Origin of the sequence: Sinorhizobium psoraleae (assembly GCF_013283645.1) — a bacterium.
GTDB lineage: Bacteria > Pseudomonadota > Alphaproteobacteria > Rhizobiales > Rhizobiaceae > Sinorhizobium > Sinorhizobium psoraleae.
On sequence record NZ_JABEKV010000001.1, the window covers coordinates 580,402 to 601,913 of the forward strand.

The following is a 21,512-nucleotide window of genomic DNA, read 5'->3' on the forward strand; positions in this document are numbered from 1 at the left end:
CGGGGCCTGAGCAAAATTTTGAGAGGATAGAATATGACGGTTCATTTCATCGGCGCGGGCCCGGGTGCGGCAGACCTGATCACTGTCAGGGGCAGGGACCTGATCGGCCGCTGCCCGGTCTGCCTCTATGCCGGGTCGATCGTCTCGCCCGAGCTTCTGCAGTATTGTCCGCCGGGCGCCCGCATCGTCGATACAGCGCCGATGTCGCTCGACGAGATCGAAGCGGAATATGTCCGCGCCGCAGAGGCGGGCGAGGATGTGGCGCGGCTGCATTCGGGCGACCTTTCCGTCTGGAGCGCGGTCGCCGAACAGATCCGCCGGCTCGAGAAGCATGGCATCGCCTATACCATGACGCCCGGTGTGCCGGCTTTCGCCGCTGCCGCTGCAACGCTCGGCCGGGAGCTGACGATTCCTACCGTTGCGCAAAGCCTGGTGCTTACCCGTGTTTCCGGCCGTGCCTCGCCGATGCCGAACAGCGAAACGCTCGCCGCATTCGGCGCCACGGGTTCGACGCTCGCGATTCACCTTGCCATCCACGCACTCGAACGGGTGGTCGAAGAGTTGACGCCGCTCTATGGCGCCGACTGCCCGGTTGCGATCGTCGTCAAGGCGTCGTGGCCGGATGAACGCGTTGTGCGTGGCACGCTCGGCGATATTGCGGACAGGGTCGCGGTCGAGCCGATCGAGCGCACCGCGCTGATCTTCGTCGGTCCCGGTCTCGAAGCAGCGGACTTCCGCGAAAGCTCGCTCTACGATCCCGCCTACCAGCGCCGTTTTCGCGGTCGCGAGTAGAGCGCGATCATCAGGGGCTATTCTCGCGTTCGGGCTTCGGCTTCCGCGGCACGCCCTGTCGTTCCTCGAAGCGATCTCGGTAGAGCGCTGCCTGGCCGAGCAGCATCAGCGTCACCGGCGTCGTCACGGTGACGAAGAGGATTATCAGCACTTCGTGGAAGATCCAGCGGCTTTGCAGTACGGCAAAGCAGAGCATCGACGCGAGACAAATGAGGATCGTGCCGCCGCTGGTCGCAATCGTCGGGGCGTGCAGGCGCTCGTAGAAATCGGAAAGGCGCAACAGGCCGAGCGAGCCGATCAGCGTCGTCGCCGCGCCGAGAAGCAGCAAACCGCAGACGGCGAGGGCGGCCCAGGCCGGCAGGTCGGTCAGGTGGCTCATTCGATCACCTCGCCGCGCATGAGGAACTTCGCGAAGGCGATTGAGGAGACCAGGCCGATCAGTGCTATGATGAGCGCGGTCTCGAAATAGATCGTGTTCGCGCTGCGGATGCCGAAGGAGAGCAGCATCAGCATTGCGTTTATGTAGAGCGTGTCGAGTGCGAGGATCCTGTCCTGCGCCCGCGGCCCCCTGACTATGCGATAGAGAGCGCAAGCCATCGCCAAAGCGAGCATGATCTGGGAAAGAAGGACCGACCAGGTGATCGCAAGCTCAGTCATTGGAATATCTCCTTCAATGCCGCCTCATAGCGCTTGACCGTCCCGCGCCACAACTCCTCGTTCTGCACATCGAGCACATGGAAAAGCAGGATCTTCTGACGGCGGTCGTATTCCAGCCAGGCCGTTCCCGGAGTGGCTGTCATGATGCAGGCGAGCAGCGCGAGTGCATTCTCGTCTTCGAGATCGAGGCCAACTGTCAGGAAACCGGCATTCGCGGGGACGCGGCGCGCGCGCAGGATGATCGAAGCGACGGCGATGTTCGAGCGGATGATGTCGGCAATGACCTGCAGAGCGAAGCCCGCCGCGCGCGAGACGCGGTGAAGACGCGATCTTGCGGGATGCAGCTTGAGCGTCACCCAGCCAAGCACCATGCCGAGAAAGAGGCCGATGAGGATCGAGCCCGGCGCCAGCGACTGGTTCAGGAGCAGCCACATAAGGAGCAGCGCGATCGACAGCAGCGGAAAGGGGAACCAGGTGCGCATCTACTGCCCTCCCGCCCTCGGCGCGGAAAGAATGCGCTCGCTCTGGAACAAAGGGTTGAGCAGATCGTCGGCGGCTGCCTGCATGTAACGCATGGTGGGGCCGGCCTGAAGGCTCAGGAAGATACAGGCGGCGAGCAGGACGACAACAGGTGTGATCTCGATGACGAAGACCCGCGGTACTGTGCCTTCGATTGACGCCCAGAAGGTCCGGATGCCGATGCGGTTCATCGCGATCATGGCGGCAAGCCCCGACAGGATCAGAAGCACGACATAGGTCCAGTCGGTGGCAGACATGGCGGTTGCCAGATCGGTGCCCGGCATGTCGAAGAGGCCGCGCAGGATCGCGAACTTGGCGACGAAGCCCGACAAGGGCGGCAGGCCGGAAAGAAGCACGGCACAGAGGCAGAAGCAGAGACCGAGAACGGCCATCGTCCCGGGTATCGCGACGCCGACCTCCTCCTCTTCTTCATCTTCATCGAAGTCGCCGTAGGCTTCCATCGTCACCGCCAGAACGTCCGCGCCGGCATCGCGGCCGCGCTCGACGAGTTCGATGAGCAGAAAGAAGGCGGAGATCGTCAGCGTCGAGCTGACGAGATAGAAGAGGGCGCCGGCGAGCATCCCTGCATGCCCGAGGCCGATCGCAGCAAGCAGCGTTCCGGAGGAGACGAGAACCGAATAGCCGGCGAGCCGGCCCATCGCCTGCGAGGCAAGCACGCCGATCGCGCCGAAGGAGATCGTCAGCATGCCGCCGGCGACGAGCCAGCCTTGCCCGAAACCCGCGGACGCCCCGGCTGCCGCGCCGAAAATAAGGAAATGCAGGCGAATGATGACGTAGATGCCGACCTTGGTCAGGATGGCAAAGACCGCTGCCACCGGCGGGGTCGCGGCCGCATAGGCCGGCGGCAGCCAGAAGCTCAGCGGCCACATGCCGGCCTTGACGAGGAAGGCGATGCCGAGGATCGCGGCGCCGGTTTCGACGAATTGCCGGTTCTCGGGTGCAAGCGTTGCGAGCTTGGCAGCGAGGTCCGCCATGTTGAGCGTGCCGGTCACTCCGTAGATCAGGCTGACGCCGATGAGGAACAGCGAAGAGGCGGCGAGATTGATTGCGATATAGTGCAGCCCAGCCTTGACGCGCACGGGACCGGAGCCGTGCAGCAACAGGCCATAGGACGCCGCCAGCATCATTTCGAAGAAAACGAAGAGATTGAAGAGATCGCCCGTGAGGAAGGCCCCGTTGAGACCGGCAAGCAGAAGCTGGAACAGCGAATGGAAGTGGTGCCCGGCCGTGTGCCAGCGTGCCATTGAATAGACCTGAGCGGCGAGCGCCAGACCCGCCGTCAGGCAGAGCATCAGCGCCGACAACCGGTCGAGTACCAGGACGATGCCGAACGGGGCCGGCCAGTTGCCAAGCTGATAAATGCCCCTAGCCGGGAGACTGCCTGTGTTCGCGGCCATGCGCATGAGGATCACCGCTATGATGAAAACGGCGAGCGTCGAGGCGAAACCGAACAGGCCCTTCAGCATGCGATTGCGCTCGTCGACCGGGATCAGCGCCGCGCCAACGGCGAGCGGCAGCAGGATCGGCAGAATGAGAAGGTGTTGCAGCCAATCAGTCATGGCGTTGCTCCCTTCCGTCGACATGGTCTGTTCCGGTGAAACCGCGTGAGGCGAGCAGCACCACGAGGAACAGCGCCGTCATGGCGAAGCCAATGACGATTGCGGTCAGCACCAGCGCCTGCGGGACGGGATCCGTATAGCGCGCGAGGTCGCCGACGCCGCCCGGATCGAGCACCGGCGGTGCGTTCACGCGCAGCCGACCCATGCCGAAGATGAAGAGATTGACAGCATAGGAGAGCAGCGAGAGGCCGATGATGACCTGGTAGGTACGCGGCCTCAGCAACAGATAGACGCCGGACGCCGTCAGTGCGCCGATCCCCGCGGAAAGAATGAGCTCCATTACCGAACTCCCTCTTTCTCGGCGCGGACTGCTCTCGTGTGGGCGCGCGGCGCGCGAACCGACTGGTGGGCCAGCGCAATGAGGATCAGCACCGTGGCGCCGAGGACCAGCGAAAAGACGCCGAGATCGAACAGGATGGCGCTCGCCAGCGGAAATTTACCGATGATCGGCAAGGTCGCATACTGCGCGTGCGAGGTGAGGAACGGGTAGCCAAAGAGCCACGATCCCGCGCCCGTCGCGACGGCGACCAGAAGACCGATGCTCATCCAGCGCAGCGGGTGGATGCGCAACCGCTCCTCGACCCAGCGGGTGCCGCCCGACATGTATTGCAGGATGAAGCCGATCGACATGGCGATGCCGGCGGCAAAGCCCCCGCCCGGCAAGTCATGCCCGCGCAGGAAGAGATAGGCGGCGAGTAGGCCCGTGACCGGGAACATCCAGCGCATGATGACGGAGGGGACGAAGAGATACTCGGCGATGCTGTCGCCGGTTGCCCGCTCCGGGTGATCATCGTCGAAAGCGTTCTGCACCCGCTGTTGTTCGGGGGTTTCCAGGCTGTCGGCCTGCGGACGGAAACGCAGTAGAAGCGCAAAGACCGTCAAGGCGACGATGCTGAGGACAGCGATCTCGCCGAGCGTGTCGAAACCGCGGAAGTCGACGAGGATGACGTTGACGACATTGGTACCGCCGCCTTCCGTGTAGGCTCGCGCAAGGAAATAGCTGGCGATGGTATCGGGCAGCGGCCGCGTCATGACCGTATAGGCGATGAGCGTCATCCCGCCGCCGGCCAGGATTGCGAGAAGAAAGTCGCGCAGGCGCCTGAGGCGGATGCGGAACGGAAGATCTTCCGTGTCCTCGGGCTGCTCGATGCGCTTCGGCAGCCATCGCAATCCAAGCAGGATGAGGACGGTCGTGACGATTTCGACGAGCAGTTGGGTCACCGCCAGATCGGGTGCGGAAAGCCACACGAAGGTGATGCAGGTGACGAGCCCTGCGCCGCCGAGCAGCACGAGCGATACGAGACGATGGAACTTGGCCTGGTAGGCCGATCCGACGGCGCAGGCGATGCCGATCACCCAGAGCAGGGCGAAGGCTGGATCGACGCCGCGTATGAGGAGAGGCGGCAGCTTGAAACCGCCGATCACAAGCGGAAATGCCCCCGCCGCGAGCGCGAGGACAACGACGAAGCACATCTGAGGCTGGAGGCGGCGCGTACCGAGGCTCTGCTCGAGCGAGCGGGCCCACTTCCACGAAAGCGTCACCAGCACGCGTTCGAAGATGCGCTGGCCCTGGAGCAGGCGGAAGACCGGCGGTCCCTCGACGCTGGTCGCAAGGTAGGAGCGCATCAGGAAGTAGAGGCCGACCCCGCCCGACAGTGCCACGAAGCTCATGATCAGCGGGATGTTCCAGCCGTGCCAGACGGCAAGGCTGTATTGCGGTGTACGATCACCGAGGATCGAGACGACGGCCGTGTGGAGGAACGGTCCGATCGTCTGCGCGGGGATGATGCCGACGACGAGGCAGGCGAGCACGAGGAAATCCACCGGCGCGCGCATCCAACGTGGCGGCTCGTGCGGTTTCTTCGGCAGGTCCTTGGGCATGGGACCGTAGAAGACGCCGTGAATGAAGCGCAGGGAATAGGTGACCGCAAACATGCTCGCGATTGTCGCGACATAAGGCGTCATCGTGTCGAGTGCATTGACGAGATGGGTCTCGATCGCCTCGGCGAAGAACATTTCCTTGGAGAGAAAGCCGTTGAGCAGTGGCACGCCGGCCATGGCCGCGCTCGCCACCATGGCCAGCGTTGCGGTGATCGGCATGTAGTGGAAGAGACCGCTCAATTTGCGCATGTCGCGCGTGCCGGTTTCGTGGTCGATGATACCGGCGGCCATGAACAGCGAGGCCTTGAAGGTGGCGTGATTGACGATGTGGAAGACTGCGGCGACAGCCGCCAGGGGGCTGCCGAGGCTCAAGAGCACGGTGATGAGCCCGAGATGGCTGATTGTCGAATAGGCGAGAAGCCCTTTCAGATCCTGCTGGAAGATCGCGAAATAGGCGCCGAGCAAGAGGGTCGTGAGACCGGCGAGACCGACGATCCAGAACCAGGCCTCGGTTCCGGCCATCACCGGCCAGAGCCGCACAAGCAGGAAAACACCGGCCTTCACCATGGTCGCCGAATGCAGGTAGGCCGAGACCGGCGTCGGCGCAGCCATCGCGTGGGGCAGCCAGAAATGAAACGGGAACTGAGCGCTTTTCGTGAGTGCGCCAAGCAGCAGCAGGATGAGGACGGTCAAGTAAAGTGGGTGCTCGCGGATGGCGTCGCCGGAGGCGAGCACCACATCGAGATCGTAGCTCCCGACGATCCGGCCCATGATCAGCAATCCGACCAGCATGCAAAGCCCGCCCATGGCGGTCATTGTCAGCGCTATGCGCGCGCCGTCGCGGGCATGGGCATTGTGATGCCAATAGCCGATCAGCAGGAAGGAAACGATGCTCGTCAGTTCCCAGAAAACCGCAAGCAGGATCAGGTTGCCGGAGAGCACGATGCCGAGCATCGATCCCATGAAGGCAAGGAACAGCGCGAAGAAGCGCGGGACCGGGTCTTCGGCAGCCATGTAGTAGCGCGCGTAGAGAACGACGAGGACGCCGATCGCCGTGATCAGCGCCGAAAACAGCCAGGCGAAACCGTCCATCCGCAGGGTGAAGTTGAGCCCGAGTTCGGGGATCCAGTCGAGTTCATAACGCAACACGCCGCCGGACGCGACGAAGGGATAAAGGCCTGCGGTCGCCAGAAAACAGACAAGAGCGATCGCCCCTGCGAACCAGGCCGTCGCACCGCGTTGATCGGACGGAAAGAAGATTGCGATGAGGCTTCCCGCAAAGGGGGCGAGAATGAAGACAGGCAGCAATTTCCCCGCGTATTCGATCGTTCCGTTCCCCTCTTTGGGTATGTTGGAGAGTGGGATCTGAGGTCCCGAGAGCGTCGCTCAAAAGCGACCATCGCAAACAATGCCCGGATCATCCGCGAAGCGGCAAGGGCATGTGTTTTTATGACTTTTTTCCAGCCGACTGCCAAGTCGTCCGGGAAGAAAAACACGCCGATCCGGTGTCGTTTTTCGAGTGTCTAGATCACGATTGTCTTGGGTCGAATCGACCCAAGATAACGAACGTGATCGATCCCATAAGGTAGAGCGGGATGGGGTCGAAAACCGCGCACACTTTCCTCATCCCGTTCTACAGCGCCGCGTGTCCGATCGGACGCGCGAAGGTCGCTGTAGCACTTTGAATTGCTGCATGATTTTTGTCCTTAAATCGATTCCGATTTAAGGAACCATGCATTAGGCGGCGTGCCAACGGCGTTCGAAAACGAAGGTGGCGAGATCGTTGGCGTTCATCGGACGGGCGAAGGCGTAGCCCTGCAGCCCATGGCAGCCGAGCTCCTTGAGAATGCGGGCATGTTCCAGGGTCTCGACGCCCTCGGCGATCACCTCGATACCGAGCGACGTGCCGATGTCGATGATCGATTCGACGAGCCGCCGCTGCGCCGGCGAGGTGAGGATAGGCAGGATCAACTGGCGATCGATCTTCAGCCGGCGCGGCGTCAGCTTCGTCAGACTGAGGATCGAGGCGTAGCCGGTACCGAAATCGTCGATCTCGATATCGATCCCGAGTTCCTTGATGCGCTCGATATTCGAAAGCACCGTTACGTCGTTTTCATCGAAGGAGATCGATTCGAGCAGTTCGAAGGAAAAACGCCCTTCCGGTATCCGCATCTGCTTAAGGCGCTCGATCAAGCCGTCGTCGCGCAGCCGCGGATAGGAGAGATTGACCGAAACTTTCGGGATGCGGATGCCGTTCGCTTCCCACCGCCAGATCTGAAACAGCGCCTGTTCCAGGATCTTCTGGTCGATCGCCGCGACCACATTGATATCTTCCGCCGTCTTGAGAAATGCGTGCGGGCCGAGCAGTCCTTTGGTCGGGTGGTCCCACCGCGCCAGCGCTTCGACGCCGATGACGTCGAGGGATGTCGGGCAGAATTGCGGCTGAAAATATGCGATGAATTCGTTCTGCTCGAGACCGCGAAGAATTTCGTCGGCGGTCTGCTTCGTCTTGAACACCGCCGTCTTGAGCGCGCCGGTGAAGGTTTCGTGCCTGTTGCGTCCGCGGCGCTTGGCCTCGTAAAGCGCAATGTCGGCGTTCACCAGTGTCTGCGAGAGCTCGTCGCCCGACTGGAACTGGGCGGCAATGCCGATGCTGACGCCGATGCGGCATTCCTGATCCTTGTAGCGGATCGGCACGCTCATCGCCTCGATGACACGCGACGCCAGCGCGGTGTCCTCGTCCTGGCCATGGCTCTGCCGGATGATCACGAATTCATCGCCGCCGATGCGGGCGACAAAGTCATCCTCGCGCGCATTCCGGCGCAGGAGTTCCGCCGCGTGCCTCAGGATCTCGTCGCCGGCCGCATGGCCGAGCGTGTCGTTGATCTGCTTGAAGCGATCGAGGTCCATGTGAAAGATGCTGAGCTTTGCTCGTTCGTCGAAATGCCGGCTGCGGTCGGCGAGGATCTGGTCGAGGAAGCGACGGTTCGGCAAACCGGTGAGCGGATCGTGCAGTGCGTTAAATTCCATGCGATGGCGCGCCGCTTCCAGTTCGGCGCTGTGGGCCTCGGCGAGCCGCTTGGCCTCGGAAAGCGTGGCCCTCGTTTCGAAATCGGCCGTTACGTCCCAGTTGACGCCGACGATTTTCCGGCGCCCGTCTGCGCCGGCGTAAGTCGAGCCGATCGCACGGATATGGCGGACCTCGCCGTCAGCGAGGCAAATGCGGAATTCGGAATTGTATGCGCCGCCGCTCGCAAGCGCCTCGGAAAACTCTTCCTCGGCACGTGCAAGGTCGTCCGGGTGCAGCGTATTTTTCCAGTCGTCGTAGATCTCGCGCATCGATTTCCCGATGCCGTAGAGCTCCTTCATCCGGCTATCCCACAGCAACTTGCCGCTCTCGATATCGAGTTCCCAGATGCCGATCTCGGAGGTGTCGAGCGCGATCTTCAGCCGATGGGAGAGTTCCTGAAGCTGATCCTTGCTTTGTTTCAGGGCGCGAATGTTCCTCTGGCGCTCGGCCATGAGCCGGCCGGTGATGAGCATGGGGACGACGATCATCAATCCGCCGACCGCGATAAGCAGACGGATCTGCCAGGCGTTGGGCGGGGTGGTCGGCCAGCCGCCTTTCGGGGTTGCGGCGATGCGCCATGAACCGCCGGGCAGGGATACGCTCATCTCTACCGGGGTCCGGCTGAAGATGGCGGGGTCGCCGAAGAAGACCGCGCCCTCGCGTCCCAGGCCATCTTGGCCGGCTATCGCTATGTCAATGCTGAGCGTAGGAGAGACGAGACCGCTGTCGCGATACAGGCGATCGACATCGATTACAGCCGAAACGACGCCCCAGAAGTGACTTCTGCCGGTGGCAAGATTGGTCGACACCGGAAACCGGCCGATCAGGCCCTTGCCGCCCTGAACGAGCTCGACTGGTCCTGCCAGGACCATCCTCCCGGTTTCCTTCATACGCACCACGGCCGCACGCTGACTTTCATTCTTGCGGTAGTCGAGGCCGATGACCCTTTCATTGCCGGTGGTCGGATAGACCATCGACACGACCAGATCCGGAGCCGCGGCAATGTTGCGAAGCTGTGTTCGTTCGGTGAAGATGCTGCGAGCAAGCTCGCTGAAGCGCTCTTGCCGCATCCCGGGCTCGGTGGCGATCGTTCCGATCAGGCCACGGACAAGCTGGACATTGCCGTTGATGCTGGACTCGATCCTCGATCGTATCGGGCTGAGCTCATCGGCCACCAGCGCGCGCACGCGTGCTTCGGAGATGACCTGGTTCTGGTTGTCGGCGAGGAATCCTGCAATCACGACGACAAATGTCGCGATAATTGTCGGAAGATAGCTCGGCGTCAAAACCCGGGAGAATCTGGATTCTCTAAGGTTAACGGCACGTTTATCTGACACAAGATCACCCCAGAACGGCATATGCAGCGAAGAAATCGCGAAATGATTACAAATTCTTCTTAATAATTCTTGCCTTGCACCGACTGATTCTGGCGGACCTTGCGTTTCGCGGTAGTTCGTCGATCTTCAGCGGGGAGCCTTCGTCTCGATCATCGCCTGCAATGTTTCGAGCCTGTCGGCGTCGCGCGGCAGTTTGTCCGTCCTGAGGCGGGCAATGCGCGGAAAACGCATCGCCACGCCCGACTTGTGGCGGCTGGAACGGTTCAAGCCCTCGAAAGCGACCTCGACCACAAAGCCGGCGTCCGGCTCGGCGCGGACCGCACGCACCGGACCGAAGCGCTCGACCGTGTTGTCGCGGACGAAGCGGTCGAGAATTTCGAGTTCTGCATCGGTGAAGCCAAAATAGGCTTTGCCGACCGGGACCAAAACTGTTTGCCCCTCGCTTTCGGTCCAGACGCCGAAGGTGAAGTCGGAATAATAGCTCGATCGTTTACCGTGGCCGCGCTGCGCGTACATCAGCACGGCGTCGATATTGAAGGGCTCCCGTTTCCATTTGAACCAAGGTCCCTTGGCCCGGCCGGCAACATAAGCGGAGTCCAGCCGCTTCAGCATGACACCTTCGATTACCGGATCCGGCGGGTTCGAGCGAAGCCGGTCCAGTTCCTCCCACGTCGAGAAGGGGACGAGCGGCGACAGGTCGAAATGCTGCGGCGAGGCGGTATCGATCAGGGCACTGAGCGCCCGGCGGCGCGCCTGGAATGGTTCGGCCCGAATGTCGCGTTCGCCCGAAAAGAGGATATCGTACCCGCGGATGAAGGCGGGATAGTCCTCAAGCATCTTGCGATTGACGGTCTTGCGGTTCAGGCGTTGCTGCAGGTCCGCGAAGGTGCCCGTTGCCCGGTTGCTGCGGGTCGTCCCGCCGACCAGCAGTTCGCCGTCGATCACGCCGGTGAAGTCCGCCGCGTCCAGGATCTCCGGAAAGGCGCCGGAAATCTCGTCGCCGCTGCGTGAATAGAGCCGTCGCATCCCGCCGATATTCGCTAGTTGAACGCGGATGCCGTCCCATTTCCACTCGGCGGCGAAATCGGCCGGATCCAGTCCTTTGAGATCGCCTTCGCCGACCGGGGTCGCGAGCATGACGGCATGAAAGACCGCCGGCGTTGTCAGGACGGGCATGTCCGCTTCGCCGCTGAGCCAGAGAAAAAGCGGCAGGTAAGGCGGGGTCAGTCCATGCCAGAGCGTTTCTATTTGGGCGACATCCTTGCCGCCCATTTCCGCCAGCGCCTGTTTCGCCAGTCGCGCGGAAACGCCGATTCTCAACCCTCCGGTCACGAGCTTCAGGAAGGCGAAACGGCCCGACGTGTCGAGTTGATCCAGCATGTCGCGGACGAGCGAGCGCACCTCGGATCGGCCCGCCAACTGCAGCCGCTCAACGACGTCTCCGAGCGGAACGTCCGCTGTGACGCGCTCCTGTGGAGGCTCCCACACCAGTGAAACCGTCTCCGCGAGATCCCCGACATAGTCGTAGGAGTAGCGAAACAGCACCTCGTCCATGCGCTCCAGCAGCAGGTCGCGGATCAGTTGCGGCTTGACGGTATTAAGGGTCAGCGTGCCGGCGATCGCGGCAAGCGCATAACCGCGGCTCGGATCGCCGGCTTCGCGGAAATAATCCGCAAGCAACCGGATCTTGGCATTTCGCTGCGGCGTGAGAACCAGCCGGTCGAGCAGTTCGGCGAAGGCCTTCATGGTTCTCACTCTCCCTCGTCGTCGTATCCGACGAGGTGAAGGGGACGCGCCGGGATGCCCTGCAATTCACACCACCGTACCAGGGCTTCCTCGCGGCCGTGCGTCACCCAGACTTCGGCCGGTGCGATTTCCCTGATCGTCGCGGTCAATTCGGCCCAGTCGCAGTGATCGGATATGACGAGCGGCAGTTCGACGCCGCGTTGCTTGGCACGTTGGCGGATGAGCATCCAGCCGGAGGCGAAGACGGCGAGCGGATCGGCGAAGCGCCGCGCCCAGCGGTCGGCGAAGGCGGACGGGGGGCCGATGATGATGTTGCCGGCGAAATCCTGCCGGCTCTCGCCAGCAAGGGTTGCGTGGCGGATCTCGCCGAGATCGATGCCCTCGCCCTGATAGTATTCGCAGAGTTTCGCAAGCGCCCCATGGATGTGGATGGGCTCGTCGTACCCCTGCTGGCGAAGAAGGGCGATGACCCTTTGCGCCTTGCCGAGCGCATAAGCGCCGACCACGTGGGCGCGCTCGGGAAACTGCCTTAGCGACATCAGCAGCCGGGCGATCTCGGCGCCATCGTCCGGATGATGAAAGACCGGAAGGCCGAAGGTTGCCTCGGTGATGAAGACGTCGCAATGGACGGGCTCGAAGGGCCGGCAGGTCCGATCCGGCCGTCGCTTGTAGTCGCCCGAGACGACGATCCGCGTTCCTTCCGCCTCGACGGCGATCTGCGCTGAACCGAGCACATGACCGGCCGGATGAAAACGGACCTCAACGCCATTGACGGCGATTTTCTCGCCGAGCGGAGCGATCTGGGTAGCACCGCAAAAGCCGTCACCGTAGCGAATACGCATGATATCCAGCGTCTCGCGCGTTGCCAGCACATGGCCGTGGCCTGCGCGGGCGTGATCGGCGTGCCCATGCGTGATGAGCGCCCGTTCGACCGGCTGTATCGGGTCGATGTAGAAGTCGCCGCGTTCGCAGTAGAGGCCCTTGGGGGCGGGATAAAGCAGGTTGTCCGGTCTCATGCAGACTAAGATAGCTGGCAGATGCGCCCCTGCCAGCTATGCGGACAAGATTTTCGCCGTCCGCGTCTACAGCGCCGCGCGTCCAATCGGACGCGCTAAGTTCGCTGTAGCAGTTTGAATTGCCGCATGATTTTGTCCTTAAATCGAGTCCGATTTTAAGGAATCACGCGGTAAGTCGTGCCTTAGCTGTTCAACGACAGCGTGTCGGCGATAAGCTTCAGCACCCCCTCGGCATCTATGCCGGTGCAGACCTTCTGGCTTGGAAGGCCGTCCCAGGGGCTCGGCGGAAACAGCCGCGCGTCCGGTTTCTGGATCGTCTGACCGTCGGCGATGCCACCGCAGATGACGCGTACCGAGCCGCTGCGGGTACGGAACAGGTCCGGCGCGACGACATAGGCGCAGGCGCAGCTGTCATGGACGATCATGCCGTCGTCGACATGCTGCTCGTAAAAGGTGATGTAGAACTGCGAGATGTCGGACAGGAGCCTTGCCGGCGCGGCGCCACGCTCGGCGATATCGACCAGCATGGCCCGCGTCATTACCGTGCGCGTGGTCACATCGAGACCGATGACGGTCACGGGCCACGGCGCCGTCATCACCGCATCGGCCGCTTCCGGGTCTCCATGGATATTGGCTTCTGCTGCCGGCGTGATGTTGCCGGGAACGTCGAACGCACCGCCCATGATCACGACGTCCTTGACCAACCCGGCAATGTCGGGATCGTCGCGCAGCGCCAGCGCCAGATTGGTCATGCGGCCAACGGCGATGAGCGTTACCTCGCCGGGATTGGCGCGCACCGTGTCGATGATGAACCGATGCGCCGGACGGGGATCAAGCGGCACGTCGATCTTTTCCGGTACGTCGATATTGCCGAGCCCATCTTCGCCATGAATGCCCGTCGGCCAGCCGACATGGGGGCGGCCGTGATCGAAGGTCTCGCCAAGCCCCTTGGCGACCGGTGCCGCGATGTTCCACGCCTTCTTCAAGAAGAGGGCGTTGCGCGTTGTCGTCTCGACCGAGGCATTGCCAAAAACGGAGGTGATGCCGATGAGATCGATGTCCGGGTGCCGGTGCAGGAAGAGAAGCGCCATCGCGTCGTCGACGCCCGGGTCCGTATCGAAAATAACCTTGTGCATGTGTTCTTCTTTTCTTTTTCTCTAAGTGGGATGAGGAAGGCGAGAAGGGCGACGCTATTGAAAGCGGCGAACGCTGAAAGGAGCGAGTTCGGCGTTCTCGCCGGTCGTGAGAGGATCTGCGACGTCCATAATCCATTTCGGTGCGGCGAAGAGCATGTCGGGACGGGCGAGCGGATCGATTTCCGGGACAACCAGATTACCGGCATTGCCGACCGAGGCAGGCAAACCGCTGATATCTTTCTCGAAAACGGTCGTCTCGTGACACTCGGCGATGAGATGAGCTGCCGACGCACAACCGATGATGCCTGATCCAACTATCCCGATACTCGCCATGACACGCCGGTTCCCTCAAACGAAGAATTTGCGGCATTCCTTTTAGTTGAGCCCGGCGCAAGAGCAAGGCCTGCACGCGAACACGCGCGATGAACGGCTATTCCCGGAGGACAGTAGGAGTTCCGCGCGAGTTCCTGCAGCCAACGCGGCGAGGAAGCGTACGATCCGGGTCACCGCATTCTTCTTATCCCGCTGAACGGACTTAAACTTTCCGAAAGGTCGTTGACCTATCGTCGTAACGGCCTGCGGGCTTTGCAAATTTGACGACGACAGCGGAGCCGCAGGTGAAGGCTATTTTCAGCAGATTGCGTCCTTCCAAGAAGCTGGTGGTCATCCTGTCCGCCGCGCTCAGTGTTTCCGCAGCGTCCGGCGGCGCCGCCGTCTATGTTGGCCGCGACAAGCTCATGGCCCGTCTTGCCGAGCCGTCCCCATCCGGGCTCGAATGTACGACGATCCGGACGCTCAAGCTCGATCACAATGGCCAACGCTGGGTCAGGATGCATGTAAAGACCGACAGGGCGAGCGGACCGGACCGCATCAGGACGGCGCTGCGCGTGACCGGCGCGCTGTCGCAGAAGGAGAAGGCGGATCTATATCAAGTCGTCGTGCTCGACGCGGCAGGACCCGAGGAACGCGCCGCCGTGCGGGGCGCAGCCATCGGCGCCGAGGTGCTTTTTGCCCCCGGTCCTCAGAGCGTCAAGGGAATGGCGGAGCCGTTTCGGGCCTCCTACAACGACGGGACCGCGAACGCCGCCGGCATGTTCCACGGCAAGACCGTTCGGCTTGAGCTTGACGATGTGCGCGCCCTGATGAGCGCCATGGAGGATCGTTCACTTTGCATCGATCCGTCCGCGGCAGCGACGGAGGTCGCGGGGGCGGACGAAGCCGCCGACCAAACCATCGAGAGCGCCGAGGCGCCCGCCGGCCATTAAGACAAATCCGTCGCGACAAAAGCAAAAAGCCCGCCGGGCGAAAGGCGGGCCTTTATGCGTGACTATGTTTATCTGCGCGGGCCTAAAGCGCGTCGCGTTCAATCGGACTCATGCAACGCGCTTTAGATCCTTGTTTTTATGCATGTCGTTGTCCCAAAACCGCTGCACACTTTTGGGCGACATGCATTAGTCGGCCTTGTGGCGTCGGGCCGGGAACAGGATCACGTCGCGGATCGACGGAGCGTTCGTGAGAAGCATGATCAGCCGGTCGACGCCGATGCCGAGGCCACCGGCCGGCGGCATGCCCTGGTCGATCGCATCGAGGAATTCGTCGTCGAGCTGCTTTGCCTGCTCGCCTCGCGCATGCGCCTGCTCGAGCTGCTCGACCATGCGGGCGCGCTGCTCTTCCGGATCGTTGAGCTCCGAGAAGGCGTTGCCGAGTTCCCAGGTGTTGCAATAGGTTTCGAAACGCTCGACGAGGCGCGGCTCGCCCGGCACTTCCTTGGCGAACGGCGAGATGTCCTTCGGGAAATGCGTGACGTGGGCGGGCTGGATCAGCGTCGGCTCCACCTTCTCCTCGAAGACGAAAGCGAGGCATTCGCCCCAGGTCCAGTCCTTCTCGACCTCGAAGCCGGCGGCCTCGGTTGCGGCGCGCGCCTCCTCGTCGGTCTTCATCGCGAGGAAGTCGATGCCGGTCGCTTCCTTGACGGCGTCCGGCATGGGCACGCGGCGGAACGGTCCCTTGAAGGAGATTTCCTTGTCGCCGTAGGTGAACTCCGTCGTTCCATGGATCGAGATCGCCAGTTCGGCGAACATCCGCTCGACGAGGTCCATCACGTCCTCGTAGTCGGCGTAGGCCCAGTAGCACTCCATCATCGTGAATTCCGGATTGTGCCGGGTGGAGACGCCTTCGTTGCGGAAGTTGCGGTTGATCTCGAAGACCTTGTCGGTGAGCCCCGAGACCAGCGTGCGCTTCAGGTACAGTTCCGGCGCGATGCGCAGGAACATGTCCAGCTTCAGCGTGTTGTGGTGCGTCTTGAAGGGCTCGGCGGTCGCGCCGCCATAGACCGAATGCAGCATCGGCGTCTCGACTTCCATGAAGCCGTCGTTCTCCATGAAGCGGCGGATCCCGGATACGATCCGGCTGCGCTGCTGGAAGCGGAGCTTCGACTCCTCGTTGGTCATGATGTCGAGGTGGCGCTTGCGGTAGCGCAGCTCGATGTCCGAAAGCCCGTGCCACTTCTCCGGCATCGGTAGAAGCGACTTGGTCAGCATCGTAATCGCTTGCGCATTGATCGTGAGCTCGCCGCGCTTGGTGCGGCGGACGATGCCCGTGACGCCGATGATGTCCCCGATATCGATCATCGGCAGCAGCGCCCGCGCCTCTTCCGGAGTCGTGTCCTTGTGCGAGAAAATCTGGATCTTGCCGGAAGCGTCATGGATATCCATGAACATGCCGGAGTTGCGCGAGGAAAAGACGCGACCGGCGACGATCACGATGTCCTGCGTTTCGGTGTCCGGCTCCAGGCTTTCATATTTCGCCGCGAGTTCCGCATTGGTCATCGTCCGGTGGAAATGCGCCGGATAGACGTCGCCGATCTGCTCGCGCAAGAGCTTCAGCTTCTGTGCGCGCACTTCCGTAGCGTCGGAGGAAAGGCTGGCCGTTGCTGTCTTCTCGTTCATGGTGCTGTCCTTACTTTCCGCTGCCCGCCATCGATGCGACGACCTGTGCCGCGACCTTCAGGCGCTGGCGGACGACCGCGCGGCCGAGGAGTTCCATCGAATCGAACAGCGGCAGCGAGCGCTGCGAGCCCGATACGGCGACGAAGAGCGGCGCGACGATGGCCTTCAGCTTCTTGCCCATGCGCTCGGCGATAGCGCGCAGTTCCGCTTCGATCGATTCCTTGTTCCATTCGAGGATCTTTTCAAGATCCGGCTGCACGGTATTGAGGATATCGAGCAGCTCCTCGGGCGAGGCTTTCACGCCGGCAAAGGCCGCCGGCTGCAGGCCGAGATCCGACTTGAACAGGAAGGCGGCGAGGTCCGGCAGTTCGCCAAGCTTCGAGATCCGCGACTGGGCGAGCTTCAGGCCTTCCTTGAGGCGATCGTTTTCGGCCGCCCAGACAAAGACGCGTGCGGCGAAGTCTTCTTCTGAAAGCTTCTCGCGGATCCAACGCGCGTTCAGCCAGTCGAGTTTCTGGATGTCGAAGATCGCGCCGGCCTTCGAGAGGTTTTCCGGATCGAACTTTTCCGCCAGTTCTTCAACCGTCAGCAGTTCCTCGCCTTCAGCGATCTGGATGAAGAACAGGCCGAGGAAGTTCATCAGCGCCTCCGGCAGGTAGCCGAGGGCGGTGTAATAGGAGATGGAAGTCGGGTTCTTGCGCTTCGACAGCTTCGACTTGTCGGCATTGCGCATCAGCGACAGATGCATGAACTTCGGCGGCTCAAGGCCGAGATACTGATAGATCAGGATGTGCTTCGGCACGGAAGCAAGCCACTCCTCGCCGCGTGCGACATGGGTGATCTTCATCAGATGGTCGTCGACGACGTTGGCCATGTGGTAGGTCGGCATGCCGTCGGCCTTCAAGAGCACCTGCATGTCGACCGCATCCCACGGAATCTCGACGTCGCCGTAAACGCCGTCATGAAACTTGCAAGTGCCTTCCGTCGGGATCTTCATGCGCACAACGTGCGGTTCGCCGGAGGCAACGCGCGACGTCACTTCCTCGGCCGAGAGGCTAAGGCAGAGCCCATCGTATTTCGGCGGCTTGCCGGCGGCGCGCTGCGCCTCGCGCATCTGCTCCAGCCGCTCGGGCGTGCAGAAACAGCGGAAGCCGTGGCCGTTCTCGACGATCTTCTCCACATAGGGCTTGTAGATGTCCTTGCGGTCGCTCTGGCGATAGGGGCCGTAGGGGCCGCCGACATCGGGGCCTTCGGACCATTTCAACCCACACCATTTCAGCGCGTCGAGCACCTTCTGTTCGAACTCCGGCGTCGAGCGCGTCGCATCGGTATCCTCGATGCGCAGGATGAACTCGCCGCCGTGCTTCTTCGCGAAGAGGTAGTTGAACAGCGCGATATAGGCTGTGCCGACATGCGGTTCGCCGGTGGGTGAGGGTGCAATGCGCACCCGGACTGCTGAATCTGTCATGGTCTTTGCCCGTTTCGACGTGCTTCTGGCGCCTTGCCGGGTGAATTTCCAGCTTGTGGGCGCGCATTTTATGGGAAGGAAAGGCCCACAAGGGTGCCGCACCAGCGGTATCGGCGGGCAATTCCAGTCGGCTGGCGTGAGACCATAGAAAGCCCCGTATGTCAACGGAAAGTGGATAGGCCCGTTCCTGTTGGCGTCGCCAGTGTGAGGCGGTCCGGAGGCGACAAGTGCACTGCGGGGCAAGCCCTGATCCGATCGGGTAAGGCCGGCGTGGCATGTGGCGACGTTTTATTGGAACGTTCGCGGGAGTCATGCGTTTATCGGGTCGAGGACGCGGACCGTGTCAACCGGACGCGACGGAAGTGGAGAACGCGGGAATTTTTCCGGTTTCCTCCCGTGACCAACGAAAATGGTAGTCGAACTCCCAACCCGTCCGGTTCGTATCCTCACTTGTCTCCCGCAAAGAGGCCTGCATTCGGGCGAATGCAGGCCTTCTTGTTTGTGTCGTCGGTCATGACGCTGCGTGCTAGTGCAGCTTTCCCGCCCGCTGTTTTCTCAGGCGGGCGTTGCGGGCGACCATGTTCAGCACCTCGACGAGGGCCGAGAACGCCATTGCGGCATAGACGTAGCCCTTGGGCACATGGAAGCCCATGCCTTCGGCAATCAGCGTAGTGCCGATCATCAGCAGGAAGGCAAGCGCCAGCATCACGATCGTCGGATTGTTTTCGATGAAGTTGGCGAGCGGCGTCGCCGCGAAGAGCATGACAGCAACGGCAACGACAACGGCCACGATCATGATCGGCAGATGCGGGGTCATGCCGACGGCTGTGATGATGCTGTCGACCGAGAAGACGAGGTCGAGCAGCAGGATCTGGCCGATCGCGGCGGCAAAGCTGTTGATCGCCGACGTCGCGATGAAGTCCTCGTCGTGATCGCTCGGATCGACATTGTGGTGAATCTCCTTGGTGGCCTTCCAGACAAGGAAGAGACCGCCGGCGATCAGAATCATGTCCTTCCAGGAGAAGGCGTGGCCGAGGGCTTCGAAGACCGGTTCGGTCAGTTGCACGATCCAGGCAACGGTGCCGAGCAATGCCAGTCGCATGATCAGCGCGAGGCCGATACCGATGCGACGGGCGCTGACGCGGCTGTCGGCGGGCAGCTTGTTCGTGAGAATTGAAATAAAGATCAGGTTGTCGATGCCGAGCACGACCTCCATCACGATAAGGGTAATCAGGGCAACCCAGGCGGCGGGGTCCTGTGCAAGCGTCAGGATTTCCTGCATCGGCGATCTTTCCTTTCTCGGTGGCGCGTCGTCGCGCAAGATTCGCCGCAGTATTTAAGGATACTTCCTGACGTGGCAAGCGCCCTCGCGTTTTTCGCGGTGGCGTTGTCCTACAGCGCCGCGCGCCTTATCGGACGCGCGAAGGACGCTGTAGCACTTTGAATTGCTGCATGTTTTATCCTCAAATCGCCTCCGATTTTAAGGAAACATGCAGTAGTCACGCTTTCAACGGCACCCAGATTTCGACCACGCCCATGCCGGAGTGCGGGTCGAAACGCTCGTCGTAACGCTCGAACAGGTCCGGCGTTTCGCCGTGCTCGTAACCGGATTCGGGAAACCACGTCCCGAAAACATAGTGAGCGGTGGTCGCGATCCCGGAAACATGGCCGCGATGAATAAAGACCGCGTAACGCTGCTTCGGCAGTTTCAGCGTCGAGAAACCCGCGGGCAGCGCGTCGGCGTCCTGGACTTCGGCGGCCGCCATGTAACGGAACCTGCCGGTTTCACCATCGGCCTGGGTGCAGACGCCGTAGGCAACATTGCCGCGCTGGCCCGGAATATTGCCGAAATAGGCGTTGAAGCGCTGCCAGAGCGAGGGAATGCCCTCGGTGCGGTTGTAGGCATAAACTTCCGCCAGACCGGCAAGCAGGAGTGCGGGGCTCTCCACGAACCGCGGCGGTTCGATCTTCAAAGTGCGTGTATCGTCCATTCTGATTGGCTCCATCAACATGACGTTGCAGACATGCCTCTGTTTGCGGATGGATTCCGGCGTCACGCCGAATTGCTCGCGAAAGGCACGGGTGAAGGCTTCATGCGAGCCGTAGCCCGCATCGAGAGCCACTTGGAGGATATTCGATGTGCCATTGGCAAGCGCCAGCGCGGCCTCGCTCAGACGACGCCCGCGAACATAGGCGCTAATCGATCGGCCGGTTGCAAGACCGAAGACGCGGGACAAATGGTAGCGCGACAGGCCCGCAGTCTCGGCGACATCGTCCAGCGATATATCCTCAGCGAAATGGCTCTCGATGAACCAGATCGCCCTGCCGATGGCACTCATGTTCACTCCTTACAGCGCCGTGCGTCTTCTAAGGTGCACAAAGACGCTGTAACATGTTGAATTGCTGCATGATTTTATCCTTAAGTCGGTTCCGATTTAACGAATCATGCAGTAGTAGACAAGCAAGGTCTTACGGCCTCGTCAAAGGACGCATTTGATCGTGGTTGCTGGATTTGGCAGAGAACGGTGCTGCGCGACGTGAAGGCAAGGGCCGTGGCTAGCCGCCGTTGGATTTTCGGCCGTAGGCGGCCAGGAAGACGCAGATGGCCGATTCCACGTTCTTTTCGATGCGATCGGCCGGGGGGGCGTCGCACATGCCGAAAAGGCGGCCCTTGAAAAAACCGGCCATTGAAAGCTCGATGAACTGTTTCGCTGCGAGTTCCGTATCGTCGATCGAGAGTTCGCCTGCCGCCACCTGCTGGTCGAGATAGGCCTTCAGCACCGTGTAGCCGTTTTCTGGCGTTGCAGTGAAAAAACGTTGCGCCAGCTGCGGCATCCGATCGATCACGCCAAGCACGGTCCGCATTGCTCGGATCGTGTAGTCGGACGTTATGCTGGTAACGAGAGTCACGGCGAAATCGTGAAGTGCTTCCTCGATCGGTTCAATGTCGTTTAGCGACTGCTTGATGCTGCTGACGATGCGGTTACGCTCGCGCGCGATTAGGGCTTCGAACAGGTCTTCCTTATTCTCGAAATAGACGTAGAGCGTGCCCTTCGAAACGCCCGCCTCGCGCGTGATATCGTTCATGCTGGCGGCGTCGAAGTTGCTCCTCATGAAAACGCGTTTGGCGCCTTCGAGGATTTGCTCGCGTTTGACCGGATCCTCGCCGGCGGCGTGCCGCCCACCGCTCGAAGGGTGCTGTTGCTTATCCTGCAGGGAGTTTTCCTGCGGTGCGCTTTTCGCTGACGTCATGGCTGCCGGACGTTTCCACTCTTACATCTTACATCTTACATCGTAATGAT

General features: G+C 61.6%; 18 protein-coding genes. 2 read left to right on the plus strand and 16 right to left on the minus strand.

The window, feature by feature from the left end; genetic code table 11:
* Positions 1-33 precede the first annotated feature (33 nt).
* Entirely contained in the window at positions 34-792 is a 759-nt protein-coding gene (gene cobM, locus ILFOPFJJ_RS02630; RefSeq protein ID WP_173509017.1) for a precorrin-4 C(11)-methyltransferase, read from the plus strand.
* A 10-nt stretch (positions 793-802) separates the two neighbouring features.
* Here cobM and mnhG read toward each other — a convergent pair whose 3' ends face one another.
* The 11 genes from mnhG to ILFOPFJJ_RS02685 form a co-directional block, all read right to left on the minus strand.
* Positions 803-1,171 carry a monovalent cation/H(+) antiporter subunit G gene (gene mnhG / locus ILFOPFJJ_RS02635; protein WP_173509018.1) on the minus strand — a complete coding sequence of 123 codons (369 nt, stop codon included), beginning with the start codon at positions 1,169-1,171 and terminating at the stop codon, positions 803-805.
* Complete coding sequence (locus tag ILFOPFJJ_RS02640) at positions 1,168-1,449, minus strand: K+/H+ antiporter subunit F (protein WP_173509019.1); 282 nt, start codon at positions 1,447-1,449, stop codon at positions 1,168-1,170. The genes mnhG and ILFOPFJJ_RS02640 overlap by 4 nt, the downstream gene beginning before the upstream one ends.
* Positions 1,446-1,931, minus strand: a complete 486-nt coding sequence (locus tag ILFOPFJJ_RS02645; RefSeq protein ID WP_173509020.1) for a Na+/H+ antiporter subunit E — start codon at positions 1,929-1,931, stop codon at positions 1,446-1,448. The genes ILFOPFJJ_RS02640 and ILFOPFJJ_RS02645 overlap by 4 nt, the downstream gene beginning before the upstream one ends.
* Positions 1,932-3,548, minus strand: coding sequence for a monovalent cation/H+ antiporter subunit D (locus ILFOPFJJ_RS02650; RefSeq protein ID WP_173509021.1), 1,617 nt, complete (start codon positions 3,546-3,548; stop codon positions 1,932-1,934).
* Complete coding sequence (locus tag ILFOPFJJ_RS02655) at positions 3,541-3,888, minus strand: Na+/H+ antiporter subunit C (protein WP_173509022.1); 348 nt, start codon at positions 3,886-3,888, stop codon at positions 3,541-3,543. Before ILFOPFJJ_RS02655 ends, ILFOPFJJ_RS02650 begins: the two co-directional genes overlap by 8 nt.
* On the minus strand, positions 3,888-6,815 hold the full coding sequence (locus ILFOPFJJ_RS02660) for a monovalent cation/H+ antiporter subunit A (RefSeq protein ID WP_312032687.1): 2,928 nt from the start codon (positions 6,813-6,815) through the stop codon (positions 3,888-3,890). Before ILFOPFJJ_RS02660 ends, ILFOPFJJ_RS02655 begins: the two co-directional genes overlap by 1 nt.
* A 411-nt stretch (positions 6,816-7,226) precedes the next feature.
* On the minus strand, positions 7,227-9,917 hold the full coding sequence (locus tag ILFOPFJJ_RS02665; RefSeq protein ID WP_173509024.1) for a bifunctional diguanylate cyclase/phosphodiesterase: 2,691 nt from the start codon (positions 9,915-9,917) through the stop codon (positions 7,227-7,229).
* A 105-nt stretch (positions 9,918-10,022) separates the two neighbouring features.
* Positions 10,023-11,642: a cisplatin damage response ATP-dependent DNA ligase gene (locus ILFOPFJJ_RS02670; protein WP_173509025.1), complete on the minus strand. Its 1,620-nt coding sequence runs from the start codon at positions 11,640-11,642 to the stop codon at positions 10,023-10,025.
* Positions 11,643-11,647: 5 nt separating this feature from the next.
* Positions 11,648-12,658 carry a ligase-associated DNA damage response exonuclease gene (locus ILFOPFJJ_RS02675; RefSeq protein ID WP_173509026.1) on the minus strand — a complete coding sequence of 337 codons (1,011 nt, stop codon included), beginning with the start codon at positions 12,656-12,658 and terminating at the stop codon, positions 11,648-11,650.
* Positions 12,659-12,840: 182 nt separating this feature from the next.
* Positions 12,841-13,794 carry a nucleoside hydrolase gene (locus ILFOPFJJ_RS02680; RefSeq protein ID WP_173509027.1) on the minus strand — a complete coding sequence of 318 codons (954 nt, stop codon included), beginning with the start codon at positions 13,792-13,794 and terminating at the stop codon, positions 12,841-12,843.
* 54 nt (positions 13,795-13,848) lie between these two features.
* Positions 13,849-14,127 (minus strand): FAD-dependent oxidoreductase, encoded by a 279-nt coding sequence (locus tag ILFOPFJJ_RS02685; RefSeq protein ID WP_173509028.1) that lies wholly within the window; start codon positions 14,125-14,127, stop codon positions 13,849-13,851.
* 284 nt (positions 14,128-14,411) lie between these two features.
* Here ILFOPFJJ_RS02685 and ILFOPFJJ_RS02690 point away from each other — a divergent pair, with 284 nt between their 5' ends.
* Positions 14,412-15,059 (plus strand): hypothetical protein, encoded by a 648-nt coding sequence (locus tag ILFOPFJJ_RS02690; RefSeq protein WP_173509029.1) that lies wholly within the window; start codon positions 14,412-14,414, stop codon positions 15,057-15,059.
* Between the two features lie 186 nt (positions 15,060-15,245).
* Here ILFOPFJJ_RS02690 and lysS read toward each other — a convergent pair whose 3' ends face one another.
* The 5 genes from lysS to ILFOPFJJ_RS02715 form a co-directional block, all read right to left on the minus strand.
* Positions 15,246-16,742 (minus strand): lysine--tRNA ligase, encoded by a 1,497-nt coding sequence (gene lysS / locus ILFOPFJJ_RS02695; RefSeq protein WP_173509030.1) that lies wholly within the window; start codon positions 16,740-16,742, stop codon positions 15,246-15,248.
* A gap of 10 nt (positions 16,743-16,752) precedes the next feature.
* A complete protein-coding gene (gltX, locus tag ILFOPFJJ_RS02700) occupies positions 16,753-18,210 on the minus strand; it encodes a glutamate--tRNA ligase (RefSeq protein WP_173509031.1) in 1,458 nt (485 codons plus the stop codon).
* Positions 18,211-18,736: 526 nt separating this feature from the next.
* Positions 18,737-19,492, minus strand: a complete 756-nt coding sequence (locus ILFOPFJJ_RS02705; RefSeq protein WP_173509032.1) for a TerC family protein — start codon at positions 19,490-19,492, stop codon at positions 18,737-18,739.
* Positions 19,493-19,709: 217 nt separating this feature from the next.
* Positions 19,710-20,549: an AraC family transcriptional regulator gene (locus ILFOPFJJ_RS02710; protein ID WP_173509033.1), complete on the minus strand. Its 840-nt coding sequence runs from the start codon at positions 20,547-20,549 to the stop codon at positions 19,710-19,712.
* A gap of 217 nt (positions 20,550-20,766) precedes the next feature.
* Complete coding sequence (locus ILFOPFJJ_RS02715; protein WP_173509034.1) at positions 20,767-21,462, minus strand: TetR/AcrR family transcriptional regulator; 696 nt, start codon at positions 21,460-21,462, stop codon at positions 20,767-20,769.
* Positions 21,463-21,512: the final 50 nt, after the last annotated feature.